Annotated in this window: 24 protein-coding genes; 12 read left to right on the top strand and 12 right to left on the bottom strand. The window is 52.4% G+C overall.

Annotated features, from left to right (window positions below; all coding sequences use genetic code 11):
* Nucleotide 1: 1 nt before the first annotated feature.
* The 4 genes from plsX to KP806_RS03005 form a co-directional block, all read right to left on the bottom strand.
* Nucleotides 2-997 carry a phosphate acyltransferase PlsX gene (plsX, locus tag KP806_RS03020; protein WP_224722422.1) on the bottom strand — a complete coding sequence of 332 codons (996 nt, stop codon included), beginning with the start codon at nucleotides 995-997 and terminating at the stop codon, nucleotides 2-4.
* Nucleotides 981-1,577: a transcription factor FapR gene (fapR, locus tag KP806_RS03015; protein ID WP_224722421.1), complete on the bottom strand. Its 597-nt coding sequence runs from the start codon at nucleotides 1,575-1,577 to the stop codon at nucleotides 981-983. The genes plsX and fapR overlap by 17 nt, the downstream gene beginning before the upstream one ends.
* Nucleotides 1,578-1,822: 245 nt before the next feature.
* The gene (gene rpmF, locus KP806_RS03010) at nucleotides 1,823-1,996 is read right to left on the bottom strand and encodes a 50S ribosomal protein L32 (RefSeq protein WP_116043433.1); all 174 of its coding nucleotides are present in this window, start codon (nucleotides 1,994-1,996) and stop codon (nucleotides 1,823-1,825) included.
* A 38-nt stretch (nucleotides 1,997-2,034) separates the two neighbouring features.
* Nucleotides 2,035-2,556, bottom strand: coding sequence for a YceD family protein (locus tag KP806_RS03005; RefSeq protein ID WP_224722055.1), 522 nt, complete (start codon nucleotides 2,554-2,556; stop codon nucleotides 2,035-2,037).
* A gap of 164 nt (nucleotides 2,557-2,720) precedes the next feature.
* Between KP806_RS03005 and KP806_RS03000 the strand changes: the two genes are divergently transcribed.
* The gene (locus KP806_RS03000) at nucleotides 2,721-3,977 is read left to right on the top strand and encodes a nucleotidyltransferase (RefSeq protein WP_224722054.1); all 1,257 of its coding nucleotides are present in this window, start codon (nucleotides 2,721-2,723) and stop codon (nucleotides 3,975-3,977) included.
* Here KP806_RS03000 and KP806_RS02995 read toward each other — a convergent pair.
* A complete protein-coding gene (locus tag KP806_RS02995) occupies nucleotides 3,955-5,010 on the bottom strand; it encodes a S16 family serine protease (RefSeq protein WP_224722053.1) in 1,056 nt (351 codons plus the stop codon). The two genes, KP806_RS03000 and KP806_RS02995, sit on opposite strands and share 23 nt — an antisense overlap.
* A gap of 193 nt (nucleotides 5,011-5,203) precedes the next feature.
* Between KP806_RS02995 and KP806_RS02990 the strand changes: the two genes are divergently transcribed.
* A complete protein-coding gene (locus KP806_RS02990; RefSeq protein WP_224722052.1) occupies nucleotides 5,204-6,433 on the top strand; it encodes a nucleoside recognition domain-containing protein in 1,230 nt (409 codons plus the stop codon).
* Here the strand turns inward: KP806_RS02990 and coaD are convergent.
* Both coaD and rsmD read right to left on the bottom strand, forming a co-directional pair.
* Nucleotides 6,430-6,945, bottom strand: coding sequence for a pantetheine-phosphate adenylyltransferase (gene coaD / locus KP806_RS02985; RefSeq protein ID WP_224722051.1), 516 nt, complete (start codon nucleotides 6,943-6,945; stop codon nucleotides 6,430-6,432). The two genes, KP806_RS02990 and coaD, sit on opposite strands and share 4 nt — an antisense overlap.
* Nucleotides 6,932-7,525, bottom strand: coding sequence for a 16S rRNA (guanine(966)-N(2))-methyltransferase RsmD (rsmD, locus tag KP806_RS02980; protein ID WP_224722050.1), 594 nt, complete (start codon nucleotides 7,523-7,525; stop codon nucleotides 6,932-6,934). The genes coaD and rsmD overlap by 14 nt, the downstream gene beginning before the upstream one ends.
* 408 nt (nucleotides 7,526-7,933) lie before the next feature.
* Between rsmD and KP806_RS02975 the strand changes: the two genes are divergently transcribed.
* From KP806_RS02975 to KP806_RS02965, 3 genes are all read left to right on the top strand, one after another.
* A complete protein-coding gene (locus KP806_RS02975; RefSeq protein ID WP_224722049.1) occupies nucleotides 7,934-9,043 on the top strand; it encodes a GerAB/ArcD/ProY family transporter in 1,110 nt (369 codons plus the stop codon).
* A gap of 58 nt (nucleotides 9,044-9,101) precedes the next feature.
* Entirely contained in the window at nucleotides 9,102-9,323 is a 222-nt protein-coding gene (locus tag KP806_RS02970; RefSeq protein WP_224722048.1) for a DUF2905 domain-containing protein, read from the top strand.
* Nucleotides 9,324-9,515: 192 nt separating this feature from the next.
* Nucleotides 9,516-9,707 (top strand): hypothetical protein, encoded by a 192-nt coding sequence (locus KP806_RS02965; protein WP_224722047.1) that lies wholly within the window; start codon nucleotides 9,516-9,518, stop codon nucleotides 9,705-9,707.
* Between the two features lie 104 nt (nucleotides 9,708-9,811).
* On the opposite strand, the gene KP806_RS02960 is transcribed toward KP806_RS02965, so the two are convergent.
* A complete protein-coding gene (locus KP806_RS02960; protein ID WP_224722046.1) occupies nucleotides 9,812-10,990 on the bottom strand; it encodes a glycosyl hydrolase family 18 protein in 1,179 nt (392 codons plus the stop codon).
* Nucleotides 10,991-11,230: 240 nt separating this feature from the next.
* On the opposite strand from KP806_RS02960, the gene KP806_RS02955 reads away from it, so the two are divergent.
* The 6 genes from KP806_RS02955 to KP806_RS02930 all read left to right on the top strand — a co-directional run bounded on the left by KP806_RS02955 (nucleotide 11,231) and on the right by KP806_RS02930 (nucleotide 15,952).
* Nucleotides 11,231-12,244 (top strand): DUF3231 family protein, encoded by a 1,014-nt coding sequence (locus KP806_RS02955; protein ID WP_224722045.1) that lies wholly within the window; start codon nucleotides 11,231-11,233, stop codon nucleotides 12,242-12,244.
* A gap of 102 nt (nucleotides 12,245-12,346) precedes the next feature.
* Nucleotides 12,347-12,766, top strand: a complete 420-nt coding sequence (locus KP806_RS02950; RefSeq protein ID WP_224722044.1) for a hypothetical protein — start codon at nucleotides 12,347-12,349, stop codon at nucleotides 12,764-12,766.
* The gene (locus KP806_RS02945) at nucleotides 12,763-13,296 is read left to right on the top strand and encodes a hypothetical protein (protein ID WP_224722043.1); all 534 of its coding nucleotides are present in this window, start codon (nucleotides 12,763-12,765) and stop codon (nucleotides 13,294-13,296) included. Before KP806_RS02950 ends, KP806_RS02945 begins: the two co-directional genes overlap by 4 nt.
* A gap of 92 nt (nucleotides 13,297-13,388) precedes the next feature.
* Nucleotides 13,389-14,024, top strand: a complete 636-nt coding sequence (locus KP806_RS02940; protein WP_224722042.1) for a LysM peptidoglycan-binding domain-containing protein — start codon at nucleotides 13,389-13,391, stop codon at nucleotides 14,022-14,024.
* Between the two features lie 421 nt (nucleotides 14,025-14,445).
* The gene (gene ku / locus KP806_RS02935) at nucleotides 14,446-15,288 is read left to right on the top strand and encodes a non-homologous end joining protein Ku (RefSeq protein WP_224722041.1); all 843 of its coding nucleotides are present in this window, start codon (nucleotides 14,446-14,448) and stop codon (nucleotides 15,286-15,288) included.
* A gap of 553 nt (nucleotides 15,289-15,841) precedes the next feature.
* On the top strand, nucleotides 15,842-15,952 hold the full coding sequence (locus KP806_RS02930; RefSeq protein ID WP_224722040.1) for a sporulation protein YjcZ: 111 nt from the start codon (nucleotides 15,842-15,844) through the stop codon (nucleotides 15,950-15,952).
* Between the two features lie 192 nt (nucleotides 15,953-16,144).
* Here the strand turns inward: KP806_RS02930 and KP806_RS02925 are convergent, their stop codons facing one another.
* The 3 genes from KP806_RS02925 to KP806_RS02915 all read right to left on the bottom strand — a co-directional run bounded on the left by KP806_RS02925 (nucleotide 16,145) and on the right by KP806_RS02915 (nucleotide 18,277).
* Nucleotides 16,145-16,939: an N-acetylmuramoyl-L-alanine amidase family protein gene (locus KP806_RS02925; RefSeq protein ID WP_224722039.1), complete on the bottom strand. Its 795-nt coding sequence runs from the start codon at nucleotides 16,937-16,939 to the stop codon at nucleotides 16,145-16,147.
* Nucleotides 16,940-17,013: 74 nt separating this feature from the next.
* Nucleotides 17,014-17,769, bottom strand: coding sequence for a hypothetical protein (locus KP806_RS02920; RefSeq protein ID WP_224722038.1), 756 nt, complete (start codon nucleotides 17,767-17,769; stop codon nucleotides 17,014-17,016).
* Nucleotides 17,753-18,277, bottom strand: coding sequence for an RNA polymerase sigma factor (locus KP806_RS02915; protein ID WP_224722037.1), 525 nt, complete (start codon nucleotides 18,275-18,277; stop codon nucleotides 17,753-17,755). The genes KP806_RS02920 and KP806_RS02915 overlap by 17 nt, the downstream gene beginning before the upstream one ends.
* A 181-nt stretch (nucleotides 18,278-18,458) precedes the next feature.
* Between KP806_RS02915 and KP806_RS02910 the strand changes: the two genes are divergently transcribed.
* On the top strand, nucleotides 18,459-18,617 hold the full coding sequence (locus tag KP806_RS02910) for a hypothetical protein (RefSeq protein ID WP_224722036.1): 159 nt from the start codon (nucleotides 18,459-18,461) through the stop codon (nucleotides 18,615-18,617).
* Nucleotides 18,618-18,688: 71 nt separating this feature from the next.
* Here KP806_RS02910 and KP806_RS02905 read toward each other — a convergent pair whose 3' ends face one another.
* Entirely contained in the window at nucleotides 18,689-19,462 is a 774-nt protein-coding gene (locus KP806_RS02905; RefSeq protein ID WP_224722035.1) for a glucosaminidase domain-containing protein, read from the bottom strand.
* Nucleotides 19,463-19,554 lie beyond the last annotated feature (92 nt).

The following is a 19,554-nucleotide window of genomic DNA, read 5'->3' as shown; positions in this document are numbered from 1 at the left end:
TTCACACTCGCTTCCCGTTGATTTCAGCAGCGATCGATTCGGTCAGCTTGCCTTGAATGGCGATGCGGGCTTGCCTCACCGCGTTTTTCACGGCAACGACGTCGGATGAGCCGTGGCATTTCACCACAAGCCCGTTTAAGCCGAGCAGCGGCGCTCCGCCATGCTCCTTGTAGTCCATCTTTTTCTTCAATGTCCGGAGCTTGGGAAGCATAATCGCAGCAGCCAGCTTCGTCATGAGCGATTGTCCGAACGCATCCTTGAGCGAAGTGAAAATTAACCCGGCCGCCCCTTCCATCGCCTTCAGCATTATGTTGCCCGCAAAACCGTCGCATACCAGCACGTCGCAATTGCGTGTCAGCACATCCCTCGCTTCGACGTTGCCTATGAAATGGACGGGAGCCTGCTGCAGCAGCTCAAAGGCCTCCTTCGTGATTTCATTGCCCTTTTTAGCCTCCGTCCCGACATTCAGCAGACCAACGCGAGGCTTCTCCATGCCATGCACCTTCGAACGGTAAATGCTACCCATAATAGCATACTGCAACAAATGCTCAGGCTTTGCGTCCATATTCGCACCCAAATCCAGAGCAAGCACACCGATATCGTCCACTGTCGGCATCATCGGCGCCAGCGCCGGCCTTTCAATCCCTTCCATTCGACCGACAACGAGCAATCCCGTCGCCATCAGCGCCCCCGTATTACCCGCCGACAGCATCGCATCCGCCTGTTTCTCGCGGACGAGCTGCCCGGCAACGACCATGGATGCCCCTTTCTTCCTGCGCACCGCCTTCACCGGCTCGTCTTCGGGACCGATGACTTCGTCTGCATGGCAAATCTTCACATTTGAAGGCCTTTGCCCTTTCATTAGCGGTTCAATTGCGGCCGTGTCTCCGACCAGCAGCAGCTCCGTATCCGGCCACTCAACCGCCGCTTCCAGAGCGCCCTGCACGATCAATGCCGGGGCATGATCTCCTCCCATTGCATCAATAGCGATCCGCACGTTCGTCTCCCCCTTCATTGCCTTGTTCTCCCGCGGACCTATAAATCACAAAATTCCCCTGAAATACCGTTTCATCGCCTACATAAGTAAACAGCTCGACCTTCGCCTTGTTCCGTTCACCGGAAATGGAGCGCACATACGCCTTGGCAATGCACTTCTCCCCAAGCTTCACCGGCCGGATGAAGCGGATGTCCGCCGTTACCGTAAGCGCGATTTCATCGTTTATAACCGCAACCGCAAGCGAATTCGCTTGAGCGAATACATGATGCCCCCGCGCAATGCCCGTTCTTGAGAATACATGCTCCTCACGTATTTCAAAAACCGAGATCCCGCTTTTGTCCAATTCCAAATCCACGATATCGCCGATCACCTCATGCAAGGGCAGCGACCTTACGGAATCGTAGGAACGCTCGGCCATCAGCTTCAGCCGCTCTCTAAGCTCCGGGATGCCAAGCTCCATACGGTCTAGACGGATCGTCTGGATGCTGACCTTTAGCAAGCGTGTGAGCTCCCGGTCCGTTATAAACGGATTTTCTTCGATTAAACGGACAAGCTGCTGATGCCGCTGCCGTTTGGGCATTCGTTCGATGACCGGCACCGCCTTCCATAAGTAATGTAGCTATTCACAGCCATTCACCTACATCGTTATCTTGAACCAATTATGCGGTTAGTATATGTATATCACTTGATATTATCACCTGGTACTAACAAAGTATATAAAAAAATGATCCCGAGCGCAATCCGTCAATCGGATGTGATTCTGCGCCCGCCGCATAAAAATAGCACCTCATCGCATGATGAAGTGCTATCATTGAAACCATTCCACTATTGGGAGATGATCTCTTTTGTTTTGTAATATCCGCAAACTTTGCATACGTGGTGAGCCAATTTCAGCTCTCCGCACTGCTCGCATTTTACCATGCCCGGAATCGCAAGCTTGAAATGCGTACGACGTTTGTCGCGGCGAGTCTTGGATGTTCTACGTTGAGGTACTGCCATGTTTAACACCTCCTTCAAAAAATCAATCAAGCAAAACACTATTCCTTAAATAGATCCTTCAGCGCTGCGAATCGTACGTCGATCTTCCGCGTATCGCAGCTGCATTTGTGCTCATTTAAGTTCTGTCCGCAGGACGGACAGAGCCCCTTGCATTGATCGTCGCAAAGCGGAGCATAAGGAATGGACAGCTCAAGAGCTTCTTCCACAAAAGGCTTAAGGTCCAGCTTTTCCCCTTCGACCTCGACAAAGTCACTGATCTCATCTTCCGTATATTCATCGCTGGCAACATCGGAGCCGGCCGGCTTGAACACCTCGGAAAACGGGATAACAACGTGATTGCGCACCGGCTCAAGGCAGCGCGAGCATGATTGCTCGAGATCGATAGCCAGCTCGCCATCGGCCTCTATGAAGCCTTCATGTCCGGTTACCTGAATCGATACGTGAAGCGGTCCCGTACGGTAAACGTCCTGGCGTCCTTTAAAAAGGCCGCTGACGTCAAGCTGTTCGCTTACGGTCGTTCTAAGACCCTTGGACATCGTTTCCTGCATATGAATCAGCATCAGATCACCCCAAACAAACAAAGATTATTATATCTATCAGCCTACCGTTTTGTCAACATTTTCACACGGCTTTTGCTAATCCGCTTCCTGGCACGATGTTTCCGCTGCCGCACTGTGCTATAGTAAAAATAACCAAAAAGCCAGTAAAGAGAGGACGTCTGCGGATGCGCACGGTTGGGCTAATTGTCGAATATAACCCGTTTCACAACGGTCATTTATATCATTTGCAACAATCGCTGAAAATAACGGAGTCGGATGCGGTCGTAGCCGTCATGAGCGGCCACTTCCTGCAGCGCGGCGAGCCCGCCCTGCTCGACAAATGGTCAAGAACCCGGATGGCGCTTGCCGGCGGCTGCGACCTCGTCATCGAGCTACCTGTCGCATACGCCACCCAAGCCGCCGAATGGTTTGCTTTCGGCGCCGTTTCCCTTCTTGAGGCAACCGGCGTCGTGGACTGCTTCTGCTTCGGCACGGAAAGCGGCGAGCTGGAGCCATTGCTTGCGGCCGCCGAAGCGGTAGCCCGGGAAACGCCTGCCTTCAAAACGATGCTGATGCAGCGGCTTCAGACCGGCATCAGCTACCCGAGCGCCTACAGCGGCGCCGTAGCCGACTATTTGGCCGTTCAAGGGAATCGAACGGCCGCCGAGTTTCCGTTTGCAATGCCGAACCATACGCTCGGCCTGCATTACCTTTTGGCCCTGCGCAGAATCGGGGGCGCCATGCAGCCCTTTACGATCGCCCGCGAGAAAGCCCAATACAATCAAGAAACGGCAACGGACAGCAAAATCGCCAGTGCGACCTCCATCCGGAAGCTGCTGCTTGAGCAGCGGTCGCTCGAAGGCGCCCGCCCCTACGTGCCGGCTTCAACCTATCAGGTGCTGGAGGAACAATGGCAGGCAGGCTATTGCCCTGTCAGCTGGGAGCCGTTCATGAGCTCGCTGCTGCATGCCGTCATTACGAGGACGCCCGGCGAGCTCGCGGCGCTCCGCGAAATTTCCGAAGGGCTCGAGCACAGAATCCTGCGGTCGCTGCCAAAGCTTTCGGACATATCGTTTGAGGAGCTGCTGGCCGAACTCAAAACGAAGCGGTATACGCGTACGAAGCTGCAAAGAGCTTTGCTCGCGATTCTGCTCGGACATGCCAAAGCGGATTTTACCGCGGACAAGCTGTCTGCCGGAGCGGAATATATCCGGGTGCTCGGGTTTAGCGAGAAAGGCAAGGAGCTGCTGCGACGGATGCGCCGCAGCGCAAAGCTGCCGGTACTGCTGAGCGCGGCCAGGCCTCCTGCCATGTACCGTTATTTGGAGCTGGATGTAAAGGCGAGCGGCGTGTATATGCTGGGTGTACCGGCGAAAACCGCTGCCGGGAGCCTGTTCCGCGATTATACGGATAAGCCGGTCACGCTCGATTGTCTCGAATGAAAACCTCAATTTGCTCCTTTGCCTCTTGCAGCGTGGCCACGCTGACCACCTTCATTGCGGTGCCCAGCTCCCTGGCCTTGGCGCTTGCTTCCTCATAATTGTCCGCAGGCGCCAGAAACAGCTCGGCGCCTGCCCGGCTTGTGACGACGATCTTCTGTCTGATCCCGCCAATCGGGCCGACTTCCCCGTCAGCCGTAATCGTTCCGGTGGCAGCGATGCGGTGTCCGCCCGACATATCTCCTTCCGTCAGCAGGTCGATCGCCTGCAGCGCGAATACAAGTCCGGCAGACGGGCCTCCGATCTCCCCTGCAGCTATGTCCAGCTTGTAGCGGCTGTCCGCCGGCTCGACGCTCCGAAGCTCGGTCAGCCCAATGACGCCAAGCGCCTCCAGCATTTGCTCCGCAGTCAGAGACGAATGAAACGCTCCAGCAAAAATCGGCACCAGCAGCCGTCGGCCGCCGCGTTCGATTTCTACAGTCGTATCCTTCCCCCCGTCTATCCTCTTTAGCGCCTCCAAAATATCCGCCATGCTTTCAAAGTGCTCTCCGCCCTTCAAGCCGACCAGCCGGTCGCCGGCATGGAAAGCCGCTGCCGTATTCAGCTTTTGATGCTGAACATCCGATACGATGATCGCCTCCGTCACGCTGGCATAGTCGATATCCGCATCGCCGTATGCCGCTTCGACTGCATTGTTTTGCGAGCCCTTCATAATGACACTCGAGCGTTCAACGTATTGCTGCCGGGAATATCCCCTAAGCACATCCCGTTTCAAATACACATCCTTATCGGAGTTCCACATCGCCTCAAACGTCTGCAAAAAGTTCGGCTCCGTCAATTTCACCGCTGTCAGCAGAAAATCCCCTTTTCCCGGAGCATCGCCCTGCTCGGCCGTTATCATCGGTTTTACGGAAACCGCGATTCCAGGCTCGTATACCACGTAGGGAGTCGGCGCGTACAACAGCACCCACATGACGGCTGCTGTCATCAGGACGATAAAGGCAATGCGGCGTATTTCGGATCTTTTCGTCGGCATGTGTGCACCTCCTCATTTTCACCGTTCGAATCCAGGCGGCCGGCAGCACGGCCCCGCTTTCCCATTCGCGATGAGTGGTCTAACGTCTGTCCGCGACGCGTACTATTTAACGTATACGGTTGTCCATCCGTTAATGTCTGCTGCCGGCTTGCTGAAGAGCCGGGCGCATTCGAAATAAAGGAGTTGAGCGGCATTGCCCAAAACGGTCATTTTAGCGATCTTATCGATCCTGCTCGTCACGGCGATCATTGTGCAGCCCGATGCCGCTTTTCAAGCGTCGCTGCAAGGACTTACCGTTTGGTGGAACATCGTGTTTCCCGGACTTCTGCCGTTTCTTGTTCTATTCGAGCTTATCGCCGCTTTCGGGCTGGCGCATGCTTTTGCATCTCTTTTTCAGCCGCTAATGAGCAGGCTGTTCAAGCTTCCCGGCGAAGCCGCTCTCGCCATTGTCCTAGGCTGGCTCGGCGGATATCCGGCAGGAGCCGAAGCAGCCGCTTCGCTGCGAAAACGAAAGCTGGTAACAAAACAACAGGGCCAGCGTCTGCTGGCCCTTGCCCACATGCCCAATCCGTTGTTCATGCTGGTCGTAATCGGCGCAGGCTTCCTGCACAAGCCCGTGATGGCGGCGATGATTGCGGGAGCCGTATGGCTGTCCGCCCTGTGGCTTATGTTTCTGCTGACGCTGTTCAGCAAGCAAGAAGACCGGCCGAAGCTGCCGCCTGAATACGAGCAAGAATACGGACAGCCCTCCGGCATGCTGGCAAAAGCCGCGCAGGCGCTCAGCTACGGAAGGGAGCAGGACGGCCGCAGCTTCGGCAAGGCGCTCGGCGATTCGGTGACCTCCGCTGTGCAGAAGCTGATGACGATCGGCGGATTCATGATTTTCGCCGCCGTACTGGCCAAGCTTGCGGAGCCGCTGCTTCGTCCGGTGCCGGACAGCAGCGCCTTCGGATTTCTGCTGCAAGCGTTCCTTGAAGGCCATTTAGGCGCTTATTCCGCAGCCGCATGGAACGGGACGGGAGGGGGAGCGGTGACGACCGCCGCCGTCATCGCCGCCGTACTGGCCTGGAGCGGGCTTAGCGGCATTTTGCAGGCGGGTTACTTCATTGCCGGGACCGATCTCAAGCTGCTGCCATTTCTTCTGCTCCGCTCCGCACACGCTCTTCATGCCTTTGTGTTCCTTGTCTTGCTGTGGAAGCCCGTCACGGCCGTCCTGCGGCGTATCCTCCCGCCGGAAGCAGTGCCTTCTGCCGCAGCATTCGATGCCGTGAACCAGGGGGCGGCTTCCGCCTGGATCGTGAAGGCGAACGACCTGCCCGCCCTTTGGCCTTATTCCGTTGCCGCCTGCGCGGCGGTTACTTTACTCGGACTGGCGCTGACGCTGCTGCTCGTGCTTTTCCGCAGAAGCGGGCGCTCCGCCTAGTCACGTCCCGCCGCTTTAGCCTTATACTTCTCCCGCAGCCTCTTTTCCACGACAGGAGGCACGAGCTCGCGCACCTCGCCTTCAAACTGGGCAATCTCTTTGACGATGCTGGAGCTTAAATAGGAATATTTCGGATTCGTCATCATGAACATCGTATCGATTTCGTTATCAAGCAAATGATTGGTTGAAGCGAGCTGCAGCTCGTATTCAAAATCGGTGACCGATCGGATCCCTCTAATGATGACGTTCGCTTGCTTCGATTTCATGAAGCGCACAAGCAAATCCCTGAAGCTGTCAATTTCCACGTTCGGGATATCCTGCGTAACCTCTGTAAGCAGCTCCTTGCGCTCCTCTACCGTGTATAGAGGATTTTTGCTCGTATTGTTAAGCACGGCTACGATCAGCCTGTCGAATTGCTTGGCGGATCTGCGGATAATATCCAAATGGCCGTATGTAACCGGATCAAAGGTGCCCGGATATACCGCAACCCGCTCTTGTTTACTCGTTGACATTTGCTGCACTCCCGTCATGGCTGTCATCGCTGTCGTATTTGTATATGGATACGGCGGTATCGCCGTATTTGGCATGCTTGAACTGGTTGAAGCGGCCCTGCCGCTCGGGGTAAGAATGCCCGGCGTCGTGCTCCACCACAATAATGGCCTCTGTCTCGAGCAAGCCCAGCTCCGCGAGCTGCTCCATCAGTGAGTCCATCGTAACCATCTTATAGGGGGGATCAAGAAAAACAAGCCGGAACCGCTGTCCCCGCTTCGCTAGCGCTTTCAATGCACGCTCCGCATCGTTCCGGTATATTTCCGCAGCGCTCCCCATTCTCGCCGCTTCGGCATTTTGACGGATAATATCGATGCTGGCTTTCTCCCGGTCAACAAAAACCGTTCTCTCCGCGCCGCGGCTCCAAGCCTCGATGCCGAGCCCGCCTGTTCCCGCGAATAGATCCAGCGCCATCCCCCCATCGAAAAAAGGCCCGATCATGCTAAATATCGCTTCCTTAACCTTATCCGTTGTCGGCCTCGTATTCGTGCCGGGAACAGCCTTAAGCGTTCGGCCTTTAGCCTCGCCCGCAATGACTCTCATTGCAAATTGCCCCCTTTCTCACACATTTCTCGCCTATCGTACCATAGAAACCCGCACCGAAGAAAGCATAACCAAGCATCCTGTACGTCCGAAAATAATTATTTTTTTCGCTTATGTATATTTTCCCTCCACGCGGACAAGATAATGTCATCGGCGTCGCGAGATGCCGTAGACAACCGCGGAGAAGACTTACGTTTCCCCATAAGCTCTTCGTCCGGTTTCTCCTCTCCCATGAAAAGGGCGTCCCGAAAGGGGCGCCCGATTTTTTTGTGTAAAGCCTGATGCGGCAATGGTTTTAACATGGTTGTTTCATCCAAAAGCCGGTGATTTAATTCAAATATAATTGGTGAGAATAAAAAATACTGCTTTATGTATGTGATGTTAGTTCTTAATTCTAAGGGATTGGATGTGGCTATCATCGAAAAACAAACTATAAGTCACCTCCAATTAGGCATTCTCTTCTTCACTTTTATGACCGGCTCTGCCATAAACAAAATCCCCGGCCCGCTTACCAGCCGAGCGCTCAATGCCGGATGGATCTCTCTTCTGTTGTCAGCTTTGATCGGTTTCCTCATCTTATCTTGTGTTCTTTATTTACACCGCAAATTTCCATCCATGACATTCGTGGAATACAGCAATCAATTAATCGGGATTGGACTTACCGCAGCCTGCTCCGTGTTGATCTTACCCTTTATGCTCCAATTACAGTCGGTTGTCATCGTAAACGTAGGCGTCTTCCTCGTTACCTCCATGATGAAGGATACACCTTTGTATTCTTTTACTTTTTTGCTTTTCGCCGTAGCTACGGTGACGGCTAGAGCCGGAATTGAGGTCATGGCAAGAATGTTTACGCTGATTCTCTTCTATTGTACTTTTTGTCTTATGCTTGTGATTTTATTAGCAATACCGAATTATCATCCAATTGAGCTGCTGCCAATCTTGCCGAAAGGAATCAAACCGGTTTTCCATGGCGCCTATTTAACATTCGGTTTTCCTTATGTTGAAATTTTTATATTTTCTATGCTGCTCCCTTTTGCAAACAAAAGTTCATTCAAACAAGTGTCACGGGCGATGAGCTTATCTCTGGTTCTGAATGTTGTAATCCTTGTGATACCAACTCTGTGCGGCATCATGGTTTTCGGTACGTTTGCAGGTGTTAGGCCCTATTTAATCTACAATTTAGCACGCAGTATTGATATTCAGGAAATCATTCAAAGGATCGAGTCCATTTATAGCATGGCGATTATTATGTGGGCTTATATGAAAACAACGATTATTCTTTATGTGTTGAGCCTGTATTTAACCCAATTATTCAAATTTAAAGACTATCGCACATTCATCATGCCTTTGGGACTGATCGGATTTCTGCTTGGACTTGTGTCGTTTGATGGAGCAGCGGAGTGGGAAAATATGATTTTCACGATCTATCCTCTGTGGGGGGCTATAGCCTTTCTAATTCCAATGTTGCTAATCACGATCATTGCCTCATTCAAAAAAAGGAGTAAATTAGTACGGTAAAACCTTAAGGAGCCAGTGTTTATAATCAGGAGTGCAAATCAACAAGGAGGCGAATTACATGAATACGATTCCAAAATTGCTTATATTAGGCGGTATCGCTTTAATCGTTATTGGCTTCATTTGGGCGGGCTTAGGAAAGTTTATAAATCTGGGCCGACTGCCGGGGGATATCGCGATTGAGAAAGGGAACGTAAAATTTTATTTTCCCATTGTGACATGTATCGTTATCAGCGTCGTGCTGTCACTGCTCGCATACATTGCGAGACTGTTCATGAAATAAATGACGAAACAGGATGATGTCCGGGACGTTCCGTCTGAACCGACAAAAGACTAGATTCTTCCCGACATTAGCGGGAATTCTGCTCGTCTTTGTTTACTATTAGGCTCTTATCATTAGGGTATAAACACCCAATCAATGTGCCCGTAAGGCGCATACCTTACAAAGTACTCAAACACTGGAGGTGCATGTTTAATGGGTAATGTAGGTCATGTGGGCGGCGTTAACAATAATATCGGCGTCATTCTGGTTCTGTTCATCCTGCTTGTCATCATCGCTTGCAGCTGCGGTTTCTTCAAGGGCTACGGCGGCAACGTTGCCGGCGTAAACCAAGGCTATTGCGGCAACGTCGGCGGAGTCGGCACCGGCTACCCCAAAGGCTACTAATTCCGCTGACGGATCAACTAAATTTATCTTATAGAACCTCCCCGCTTTAGAAGGCTCGTGCGACGGGCCTTCTTTTTTTGTTCAGAGGTTCATTCTTGCTTTGGTTATTTAAATACACTCCACATATTGGCCGGCTCCTGACCGATCGCCCAGGCGACCACACCGCCGATCCGGTATTTGGAGACAAGGCTCCAGCGTCCGGCCATCGATGTTCGATCTTCAACCCACAGCCGGTGCCGGCCTTTGCTGTCGGTATACTCCGCGTAAAATTGACGGGCAGCCGGATCCCATCTTTTGGTTAGCCTATGGGCGGAGAGCCATCCGTCGATCTCTTTAGCGGAAACTTCCTCGGATACGGCTCTGCCGCCGCCGGCAGGCTCCGTCCACTCTCTCGTATAAAACGGAACGCCAAGCAGTACTTTATGGGCGGGCACATCCTTAAGCAATAAGCGCAGCCCTTCTTCCGCCCATGGCAAAGACGAGACGGAGCCTGCTTCGCCGCGTCCCCCATAATATTCGTCATAGCCCATCATAATCACGTAATCCGCAGCTTTGCCGATACCTGCCCGATTATAGCTCCCGGACCAGAACGGATCCGGATTTTCTCTCGTCACATCGACGGTAACGAGCTTGCCTTTGACGGATAAAGCCGTTTTTAATTCGCGAATAAAGGCGACGAACTGCTCGCGGTTTTCCATCTTCATGTTCTCGAAATCCACATTGATCCCGTCGATTCCGTTCGCAAGCAATGAACTCTTTATTTTGCCGACGACGGCTGTACGATTGGCGGATGAGGACAGAATCCGGTCCGTAAGCTCGGGGTCGAAACCGTTGCCCAGCATCGCCCATACCTTTTTACCCTTCGAGTGAGCCCAATCGACATATCTTTTGTCGGGCGAAGCCGTTACAAGCCCATTGAGGCTTAACTTATACCATCGCGGAATCACGATATCAAGCGCCGCTTTGTTACTGTCTTTTATAAATTGATCCGTTCCTCCAGCATAGTTCCAGCCCGCCACATAACGGGCGGCTTTTCGTACGGATACGGAGGCTTTTGATATCCACCCTTGTTTGCCGCCCAGCAATTGAATCCGGTAATGATATTTCGATTCCGCAATAAGCGGATATTCGTCCCCTCGCTTTAATACCGCCAGTTTCACGGATTGAACGGCCGTTCCGGCGCGCACCTCCGCGGCAGCTTTCGTTACGCTTACAACGGTCACATAACTTGCGGTTTGCAGCGGCTTGCCGTTATAGAGAATGGTGCCAAAGGCAGACGCCATTTCCGCGCCTCCCGCCCACATAACGGCTAAACCTATCATATTTAAAAGAATAAGCCGACTTACGATTTTCAAATGAAGGATCCTCTCGTTTTCATAGTTTACGAGAGTCATTGTAAATCGAACCCAATCTCTTAGAAAGAAAATAATTATGGGAATGAACCCATTCCTATCCAATGAATAACCTGCAGGCTTCAAGGATAAAACAAAGTTAAATTAAAAAGTCAGGAGAGCTGAGTCCCGATGAAATCCCAACATCACATCTGCTTGACGGCATCCGAGATCGGCGGGCTGTGGACTACGTATATAAACGATACGTTTTCGAGCTGCGTATTAAGTTATTTTTTGAATATAGTGGAAGATACGCAAATCAAGCCGGCCATTGAATATGCTTTCGACATTTCGGAGCAGCATATCCGCAAGCTGACCTCGATTTTTGAGGACGAAAACTTTCCGGTCCCGCAAGGGTTTACAGATGACGATGTTAATCGGAATGCCAAACGATTGTATTCCGATCATTTCTATTTGTATTATTTAAAAAACATGTCAAAGGTCGGCCTTGCCACCTATTCCCTGGCCTTTAGCATGTGCTCCCGCTCCGATATAAGAGCCTTTTTTCATGAGGCATTAACGCGAACCGTAGCTTTGGATCAAAAGGTCACAAGTTTATTGCAATCAAAGGGGCTTTACATCCGCCCTCCATATATTTCAGTGCCGAATCATATCGATTTTGTGGAAAGCAAAAGCTTCCTGTCAGGCGGTTTCTTCGGCTTTGGCGAAAAGCGTCCTCTCACTTCAATCGAAATCGCGCATTTATTCGAGAATTCGCAGACGAACAGTCTGGGCGAAGCTCTGCTGCTTGGCTTTAGCCAGGTTGTCCGATCGAATGAAATCCGCAAATACATTACTCGCGGAGTCGAAATCTCAAGAAAGCACATTGAATATTTCGATAAAACGCTCAAGGACGATAATCTACCCGTTCCGATGACCTGGGCGACGGATGTAACAGATTCGGTCGAACCTCCGTTTTCGGACAAGCTAATCCTCTTCCATGTCTCGGTTCTGGTAGCCGCCGGAACAGGAAATTACGGTGTAGCCGCTTCTGCAAGCCCCCGCAAGGACGTTGCAATGAATTATGTGAGACTCGCGGCTGAAATCGCCAGATATGCGGAGGATGGCGCGAAATTAATGATTGAACACGGATGGCTGGAGGAGCCTCCCCAAGCGTTGAACCGCAAAGAGTTGACCACAAGGTAATAAGGCCGACACGCCGGATTAATTCGAATCGCGGAAAAGGACAAAACTATGGCATTAACTGCAATATTAATAACCTGCTGGATACTTCTCGGTTTTTATGTCATGAAGAATAAACAGCTTCTGCTATTCGAGAGCATGTTTTGCTGGATGGGCGTTGTGCTTTTATTCGGGGATTACATGCTTATTCTCATTACCAATCTTCGGCTTATCGACATGAGCATGCGACTTGATCTTGTCTGGGCGTCCTACGTGTATCGAATCGTGCTGATTCCGCTGCTTGTTACCTGGTGCATCGAGCTTGTATATTCCGTCAAATCATTTCAAGCAAAGCTGATTTTGTCCGCACTATTCATCGCGCTGCTGACAACCGTGGAATTCGCAGCCGACTGGCTGCAGATTTTCCATCATCGTGCCCCGTGGAAGCCGTGGTGGTCCGTTACGGCTTGGTCGCTGCTTCTGATCGCCGTTTTTTGTTTGAAGGGCTTTATTCGACATCTTATCAAAAAGGATTTGAGAGCATGATGCCGCTGCCGGAGAAATTCGATGCCAACGAATGGTTTATCGTCCTGTTCATGGCCGCGGCCTATACAGCAGTTTTTTTGCTGCCCCGGCGGTTTCCGGCTGTCATTACCGCCGTTATGCTTCTGCTCAGCGACGTCATTGCCAAGGCAGCGGATTTTATTATCGCTACCCCTCCTTATGACTTGTATGATATTACCGATACGCCAAAATTCGATCTGTTCGACTTTATTTTGTGGCTGCTGTATCCGCCGTTCGGTTATCTGGCTTTGTATATTTACGATAAGTTTCATATTCGCGGGACTGGCGCCGCCCTCTATGTGCTGATCTGCTCCTTGCTCGCGTTAGGGTTCGAATGGCTGGCTGCCCAGGCACATGTATTCAATTATAAGGGCTGGACGACGGTGTATTCGCTGCCGGTTTATTTGTTCGTCATCAGCCTCTACTTGCTTATTTACCGGCTTTTGCAGCAGCGTTTCCGGATCCTGAAGCACACAGACGCTTCCGCCGGCGCAGGCCCGTACGGCTCATGAACAAGCCCAAATTTTGGGCTCAAAAGAACACTTTTGGGCCATTGTCATAGGCTATATAGTCAAATGACCATTAACAATTTGGAGGTTTGTTTATGAATCGTGCGTTTACTCCGTTTGGCGGTCCCGGCTTTGGCGGACCTGGCTTCGGCGGCCCTGGCTTCGGCGGCCCTGGCTTTGGCGGACCTGGCTTTGGCGGACCTGGCTTCCGGCGTCCTTTCCGCCCGTTTCCCCATCCTTTTTTTCCGCGCCGCTTCTTGTTCCCGTTCTTCTTCTTTTCGCCGTTTTTCTTTCCTTTTTTCCGGGAGGATGGCGAAGAAGACCGTAACGACATGTATTATGCGCATCACCAGGCGCAAGCCGGAGATACGTTAGACAAAGTCGCGCATATGTACAATATCCCTTGCGCATTTCTGGAAGAAGCCAATCCGCATATCACGAATCCATATCAAATTCAGCAAGGCACAACCGTTTCGATCCCGCGCATCTCTGATATGTACTGCCACAAAACATACATGGAAAGTGAAGTACAATCGGCCAACCAGGCTTATCCGGCGCAATCGGCCAACCAAGCTTATCAGGCACAATCGGCCAATCAGGCTTATCCGGCACAATCGGCCAACCAAGCTTATTCGGCGCAATCGGCTAACCAGGCTTATCCGGCGCAATCGGCCAACCAGGCTTATCCGGCACAATCGATGCCCGCTTCTAAAGGAAAAAAACCGTATTAAACACAGTGTAAGGATAAAAGAATCCAGCAAAAGCCTGCAAGGAATCCATTGATTCCGGCAGGCTTTTTTGGTCTGAGAAGTTTTGCATTAAAGCTGTCTCTGGCTCCCCAAACTTGTCCCCTACTAACTACTTGTCCAATCCAAACCGGCATTCTATGAATATAGTAGATCATCCCACTGATTGAGGGGGTGATCATAATGCGCAGCAGCAGCAGCAGCAAAAAACTTGTCGTGGTCATTATCATTATTGTCATCGTCATAAAGAAACGTAAAAAATGCAAACGTTATTCCTGATCCCGAAGAGCGCCTGTATGGCAGGCGCTCCTACATACTTCAGCATATACATAAGAAAAGCTGAAACCAATGCATGACTTTCCTCAATAAAGATCATCCTAATATGAAAAAATAGGGTGGGAAAGAGATGCATACAGTTTGGAAAGGCGCGATCAGCTTCGGTCTTGTTCATGTTCCCGTGAAAATGTACACGGCTACGGAGGATAAGGACATTCATTTCCGCAGCCTGCACAAGGACTGCGGCATGCCGATCAACTATGCCAAAACATGCCGCCATTGCGAGAAAGAGGTCGGCCCTGACGATATCGTCAAAGGCTTCGAATATGAGAAAGGCAAATTCGTCATCGTAAAGGAGGAGGAGCTTGAGGCCATTAAGCCGGAATCCGCGAAGACAATTCAAATTTTGGACTTCGTCGATCTTCCGGATATCGATCCGATTTATTTTCAAAAGGCATATTACCTCTCCCCAGACATGGCCGGCGCCGGCGCTTACAGCCTGCTGCTGGAGGCGATCAAGCAGTCCGGCAAAATCGGTATCGCCAAAATTTCGATCCGCAGCAAAAGCAGCTTGGCCGCCATCCGGTTCGTCGACAACTGCCTTTGCCTGGAGACGATGTTTTTCCCGGACGAGATCCGTTCCATTTCCCAGGTACCGAACCTGCCTGAACAAACCGTCGTCAACGAAAAGGAGCTGGCGATGGCCAAGACGCTCGTTGAGCAGCTTAGCGAGAAATTTGACCCTTCCAAATATACGGACGACTACCGCATCGCTTTAACGGAGCTGATCGAGCAAAAAATTGCCGGCGAGAGCATCGATATCGTAACGGCTCCGGATACGGAAGGACGTTCGAACGTCATCGATCTGATGGCGGCTTTGCAGGCCAGCCTCGACGCAACCAAGGCGCCGCCTGCGCCCGCCGCTCCAAAAAGAAAGCGCACGACCAAGAAAAAGCAGGATCATGTTTCCTGATAGATATGTATCATGAATAGGGGCTGTCCAGAGGCAGCCCCTGCTTACCGCTTTTCATCGTCTTATCCCGCTAATCGGGCCCCAGTCTAAAAATACGAATCGAAGCACTGTTAATGGGTTGTATAACGATCCCGCCGCCCATCGCCGGATATTGGATATCCGCGCTCAAATTAATGATTGTTTGTGTACTTGTCGGTGGAATTAACGCTACTAATTGGATTACATCTCCGGCCGAAAGACTAAGAATCGCATCGACACCTACGGACGAGACCTGTTGATCCTGAAACACCGCCAATCCGGATCTGGTCGAGTTCCGGCGAATCCCAGCTCGTCCTGCGGCGCTGCTTGCCTTCTGCGCCTTAATCATCCTCCTTCCGTGCCTTCAAGACGGAAAGCAGCGACACTACATCGCCTATGACCATCCCGGGATAGATGTCCCAGCCCTTGTTAGGCTGATGACACGGATTATCCGTCTCCGGAACAAACACCCAATCACAAGGCCGCCGGCTTGCATAACCTGCAGAATACCAGTACACAAGGAGGTGCTTTGAAAATGTCCGGATACGTTGGTGGTGCATTTAATAACACAGGTGCCATTCTGGTCCTTTTCATCTTGTTGGTCATTATCGCTTGCAGCTGCATGGGCGGCTTCTTCGGCTACTAATTCCTAGCCCGCGTTAGACATCCACTCACGGATAATTGACCTCTTTATGAATATTCGTCCAGAAACGGAAGGCCCGCGCTGCGGGCCTTTTGGTGTTGGAGAGGGAATCCCGCCGCATCATAGACTCGTCCAGGCGCCGGCGTTCCTTTCATCGGGAATGACAAAAAGCCCGCCTCGGCGGCGGGCCTCGTTTTACTGCGGCTCCTGTCCGCTTACCAGGCGCAGCTCGTTTGCCAGCCGGTTGAATTCCTTCCGGGCTTCCGCGCTGTCCGTCGCAAAATAGGCTGCGCTTAAAAAGCGTATAATCTTGTTCGCATCCTCTGCCGTCATCTGGATGACCTCCTCCCCGCCGCCTTCTCCAGGCTCCTCTTCGGGATTCTCTTCGGACGCCTCATCCGTTCCTCCGCCGCTTCCTGCGTTAAACGGGACTCCGAAATATTCGCAGATCCCGAGCGCCAGCTCCCGGGCGCACTCCGCTCTGTAGGAGTCGGACAGCAGCAGCAGCGCGTCGTCCAGGTTCGTCATGAACGCGCATTCGACCAGTACGGCCGGCATCAGCGTATCGCGCAATACCGCCAGATTTTTTCTATTTTTGACCCCCCGGTTAGGCAATACGGTGCCGCCGAGCAAATAGCGGTGAATGATCTCCGCAGCCTTTCTCCCTTCGTTTCCGCCCGTAAAATGGTAAGTCTCGATGCCCCGCACACTGTTCCAGCCATTCCCGTAAGCATTGGCATGAATGCTGATATAAAAATCGACCTTTGCGTTGTTTGCGGCCCGGGTGCGTTCCCTGAGCGGCGTATCGGAATCGGTCGGCGCGACAAGCAGCGTCCGAAAGCCGCTCCGCCGCAAATGGGCGTCAAGCAGAGCCGCTACCGCGCGGTTAAACTCGTTCTCCTTCATCACGCGGCTGTCAGGCAGCCTCGGCGTGCGCTTGCCGGCAGTCGACATCCCGTGTCCGTCATCAATCGCTATGAGATAAGCCATCGCTTATCACCCCTTCCTCTATTTAATTTATTGAGAAAGGGGTGCAAGCGTGAAGCTTTTGCTAGAAAAATAGGTTATTGCTCCAGCACGCGGAACTCCTTCAGCATCTGCTCGAAGCGGGCGCCGTGGCCTTCGGCCGCCTCCAGGAAATATTTTAACGTCAGCATATAGCTGCCCTTCCCGCCGTTGTCCGTCACGTACACGACCTCCACCTCGCTCCTTGCATCGTTACCGTTTATGGCGGATATGCGGTACCCGGCAACCGGCTCATTTACCTGCGTAATCCCGCGCACCTTCGCATAACGCTCAGCCAGCGCCTCGGCTGCCTTCTCCGCGAGCCCGGCAGGCTCCTCGTCCCGGTATTGCTCGATCGTCAGCGATACCTCCGGATATCCCTCCGGCAGCGGCTCCTTGGTCGTGATCACATCCTTGCCGTCCTGCTGCACCAGCTTGTAGCGTTCCTTATCGTAGTAAATGGCGTAGCTGCCCGCTTCGTCCAAATGCAGCTCCTGATCGGTTTGCTCCTTGTGGCCTTCCACTTCGACCTCCACTTTTTTCTCCGGCACAAACCACGATTTGACATCCTCCATAAAAGCGGTGCCGGCAGGCAGCGTGAAGAAGACGGCTGCCGCAACCGCCGCGGCCGCTACGCCTGTCGTTATTTTGATTTTTCTCATAAAAGCATCTCTCCCCTTGCTGTCGATTTTCACGTCTTGCGTTAAGTTATTCTCCATGTTCAGGCGGGCCTCGATCCGATTCCAGATTTCCTCCTTGACGCCATCAGGCTGGCGGCTTTCCTCCAGCAGCCGTTCTTTAAGCTTCCGATCCATAAAACGTCCCTCCCAGGCTTTTCCGCATTTTCTCTCTTCCTTTCAGCAGGCGGGATTTGAGCGTATTCACGTTCAGCTCCAAAATGTCCGCAATCTCCTTCTCGCTATAGTCGTGCAAATATTTCAATATAAACGGAACCCGGTATTTGTCGTCCAGCGCCTGCAAAGCCGCATAAATGTCCGTCTCCGCCTCCGGAAACCGCTGCTCGGTCCCGATGTGGTCCAGACGCTCCCCGTAGGGAACCGTTTTTTTCTCCTTCTCGATGACCCGGCAGCATTCCCGCAGCAGGATGCAATAAAACCATGGCTTAAACGGCTTCGCCGGATCGTATTGCCCGCTATGGCGGTACACTCTCAAAAAAGCTTCCTGTACCGCGTCCTTGGCGGCCTCGGCGTTTCTCGTCACCAAATTCGCCGTACGCAGCGCGTAATCGAAATAGTCGTCATACAGCGCGCGGAACGCTTCGCGGTCTCCCTCTGCGATGCGCGCCATCCTTGCCTGCTCCAAACCGCTTCCCCCTCTCATGCTGTTCTATATGTATTACCCGGCGTCTTTCCGGAAAGTTTGCTTCTTCTAAAAAATATTTTTAGCGGTTTTTGCTTGGTCCAACCGGAAGTACAATCCATAAAAAAAGCGGCCTCCGAATATACATTCAGGAAGGGCGTCAGCGAAGGAGGCGATTGTAGCGATGGAAACGTTCGGCAGAGGCTGTCTTTACATTATTCTCGGCGTGATCGCCGTTATGGTTTTGGCTTTTATCGTCGGAGGCACGATCACGATTCCCTGGTATATTCTCATTCCCCTTATCGTGCTTGCTTTTTGGGCCGCCTCGAGGAAAGGCAAATAAAAAGGAAAAGCTGGCATCCCGGCCGCAATCGGCAGGATGCCAGCTTCTTTGTCATTTGGTCAATCGCGCGTTCAATCCAGCATAACGGCTCTTGCCTCCGCATCCCAGCTGGCGGCAAGTCCGAGCTCGTCCGCGAGCTCGCGCACCTTTACATAGCCGGTCGACTCCGACAAAACCGATTCGAGCGCTTTGCCGTTCACCGTCACCTGCGTTCCCGTCCAGCCGATCTCCGCACCAAGCGCCTCTCCCAGCTGCCTGGCGGGCACCCACGTCACGCCGTCCTGCAAATAGCCTTCCGTTATGACCAGCCCGTCCTGCAGTACCGCCACGGATTCGGCATCCTTAAGCTCCGACGGATTCGGAACATGCTTGCTGCCAAGCGCATCGTACCGCTTCAAACCGTACCGGCTGATGATCGAAATCAGCTTTGAGGCGTATGCCGGATCGGTCGCATAGCCGCTTGCCTGCAGCATTTCGGCTTGCCGCTCCGGCGTCTGCGCGCTGCGCACCCTTGCGTATCGCGGGCCCGCCAGCAGCAAATCCAAATCCTTATAAAAATGATAGACGCTTTTATAGGCCCGAAACGCCGCTCTCGTACTGGCGCTTCGTCCGTCTACATACTCCCAGGTACCCTTTACGACCGCTTCCCCCTGCCAATATCCGTTCGTCTGGCCGCTGCCGACCTTAATCCCCCCCAAATTATTCCAAGGATGAATGACACCGCCGGTTTCCAGCAAATTTTGCGCGAGCCTGACGGAAGGAAACATGCTGGACCCTTCCCGCCTTGTACGGAGGACGGTAGGGGCCAATTTGGCAAAAAACTGATCTCTCGTAAGCACAGCCATCGTCTAACCTCCCTTTCTGCTATCTTTCGTCCTGTAATCCCCTTCCTATTTTAGTATGCAGCTATGGCCCGACCGGCAACGGACAAACCGGT

Source organism: Paenibacillus vietnamensis, from assembly GCF_020169515.1.
In the GTDB taxonomy this organism is placed as follows: domain Bacteria; phylum Bacillota; class Bacilli; order Paenibacillales; family Paenibacillaceae; genus Pristimantibacillus; species Pristimantibacillus vietnamensis.
This window is presented reverse-complemented; position numbering and strand designations above follow the sequence as displayed.

Coding starts and splice junctions, on each gene's coding strand:
- fapR (WP_224722421.1), bottom strand. CDS start 1,577: ATGCCCAAACGGCAGCGGCATCAGCAGCTTGTCCGTTTAATCGAAGAA.
- rpmF (WP_116043433.1), bottom strand. CDS start 1,996: ATGGCAGTACCTCAACGTAGAACATCCAAGACTCGCCGCGACAAACGT.
- KP806_RS03005 (WP_224722055.1), bottom strand. CDS start 2,556: ATGCTGATTCATATGCAGGAAACGATGTCCAAGGGTCTTAGAACGACC.
- KP806_RS03000 (WP_224722054.1), top strand. CDS start 2,721: ATGCGCACGGTTGGGCTAATTGTCGAATATAACCCGTTTCACAACGGT.
- KP806_RS02995 (WP_224722053.1), bottom strand. CDS start 5,010: ATGCCGACGAAAAGATCCGAAATACGCCGCATTGCCTTTATCGTCCTG.
- coaD (WP_224722051.1), bottom strand. CDS start 6,945: ATGTCAACGAGTAAACAAGAGCGGGTTGCGGTATATCCGGGCACCTTT.
- rsmD (WP_224722050.1), bottom strand. CDS start 7,525: ATGAGAGTCATTGCGGGCGAGGCTAAAGGCCGAACGCTTAAGGCTGTT.
- KP806_RS02970 (WP_224722048.1), top strand. CDS start 9,102: ATGAATACGATTCCAAAATTGCTTATATTAGGCGGTATCGCTTTAATC.
- KP806_RS02965 (WP_224722047.1), top strand. CDS start 9,516: ATGGGTAATGTAGGTCATGTGGGCGGCGTTAACAATAATATCGGCGTC.
- KP806_RS02960 (WP_224722046.1), bottom strand. CDS start 10,990: ATGGCGTCTGCCTTTGGCACCATTCTCTATAACGGCAAGCCGCTGCAA.
- KP806_RS02955 (WP_224722045.1), top strand. CDS start 11,231: ATGAAATCCCAACATCACATCTGCTTGACGGCATCCGAGATCGGCGGG.
- KP806_RS02950 (WP_224722044.1), top strand. CDS start 12,347: ATGAAGAATAAACAGCTTCTGCTATTCGAGAGCATGTTTTGCTGGATG.
- KP806_RS02945 (WP_224722043.1), top strand. CDS start 12,763: ATGATGCCGCTGCCGGAGAAATTCGATGCCAACGAATGGTTTATCGTC.
- KP806_RS02940 (WP_224722042.1), top strand. CDS start 13,389: ATGAATCGTGCGTTTACTCCGTTTGGCGGTCCCGGCTTTGGCGGACCT.
- ku (WP_224722041.1), top strand. CDS start 14,446: ATGCATACAGTTTGGAAAGGCGCGATCAGCTTCGGTCTTGTTCATGTT.
- KP806_RS02930 (WP_224722040.1), top strand. CDS start 15,842: ATGTCCGGATACGTTGGTGGTGCATTTAATAACACAGGTGCCATTCTG.
- KP806_RS02925 (WP_224722039.1), bottom strand. CDS start 16,939: ATGGCTTATCTCATAGCGATTGATGACGGACACGGGATGTCGACTGCC.
- KP806_RS02920 (WP_224722038.1), bottom strand. CDS start 17,769: ATGGATCGGAAGCTTAAAGAACGGCTGCTGGAGGAAAGCCGCCAGCCT.
- KP806_RS02910 (WP_224722036.1), top strand. CDS start 18,459: ATGGAAACGTTCGGCAGAGGCTGTCTTTACATTATTCTCGGCGTGATC.
- KP806_RS02905 (WP_224722035.1), bottom strand. CDS start 19,462: ATGGCTGTGCTTACGAGAGATCAGTTTTTTGCCAAATTGGCCCCTACC.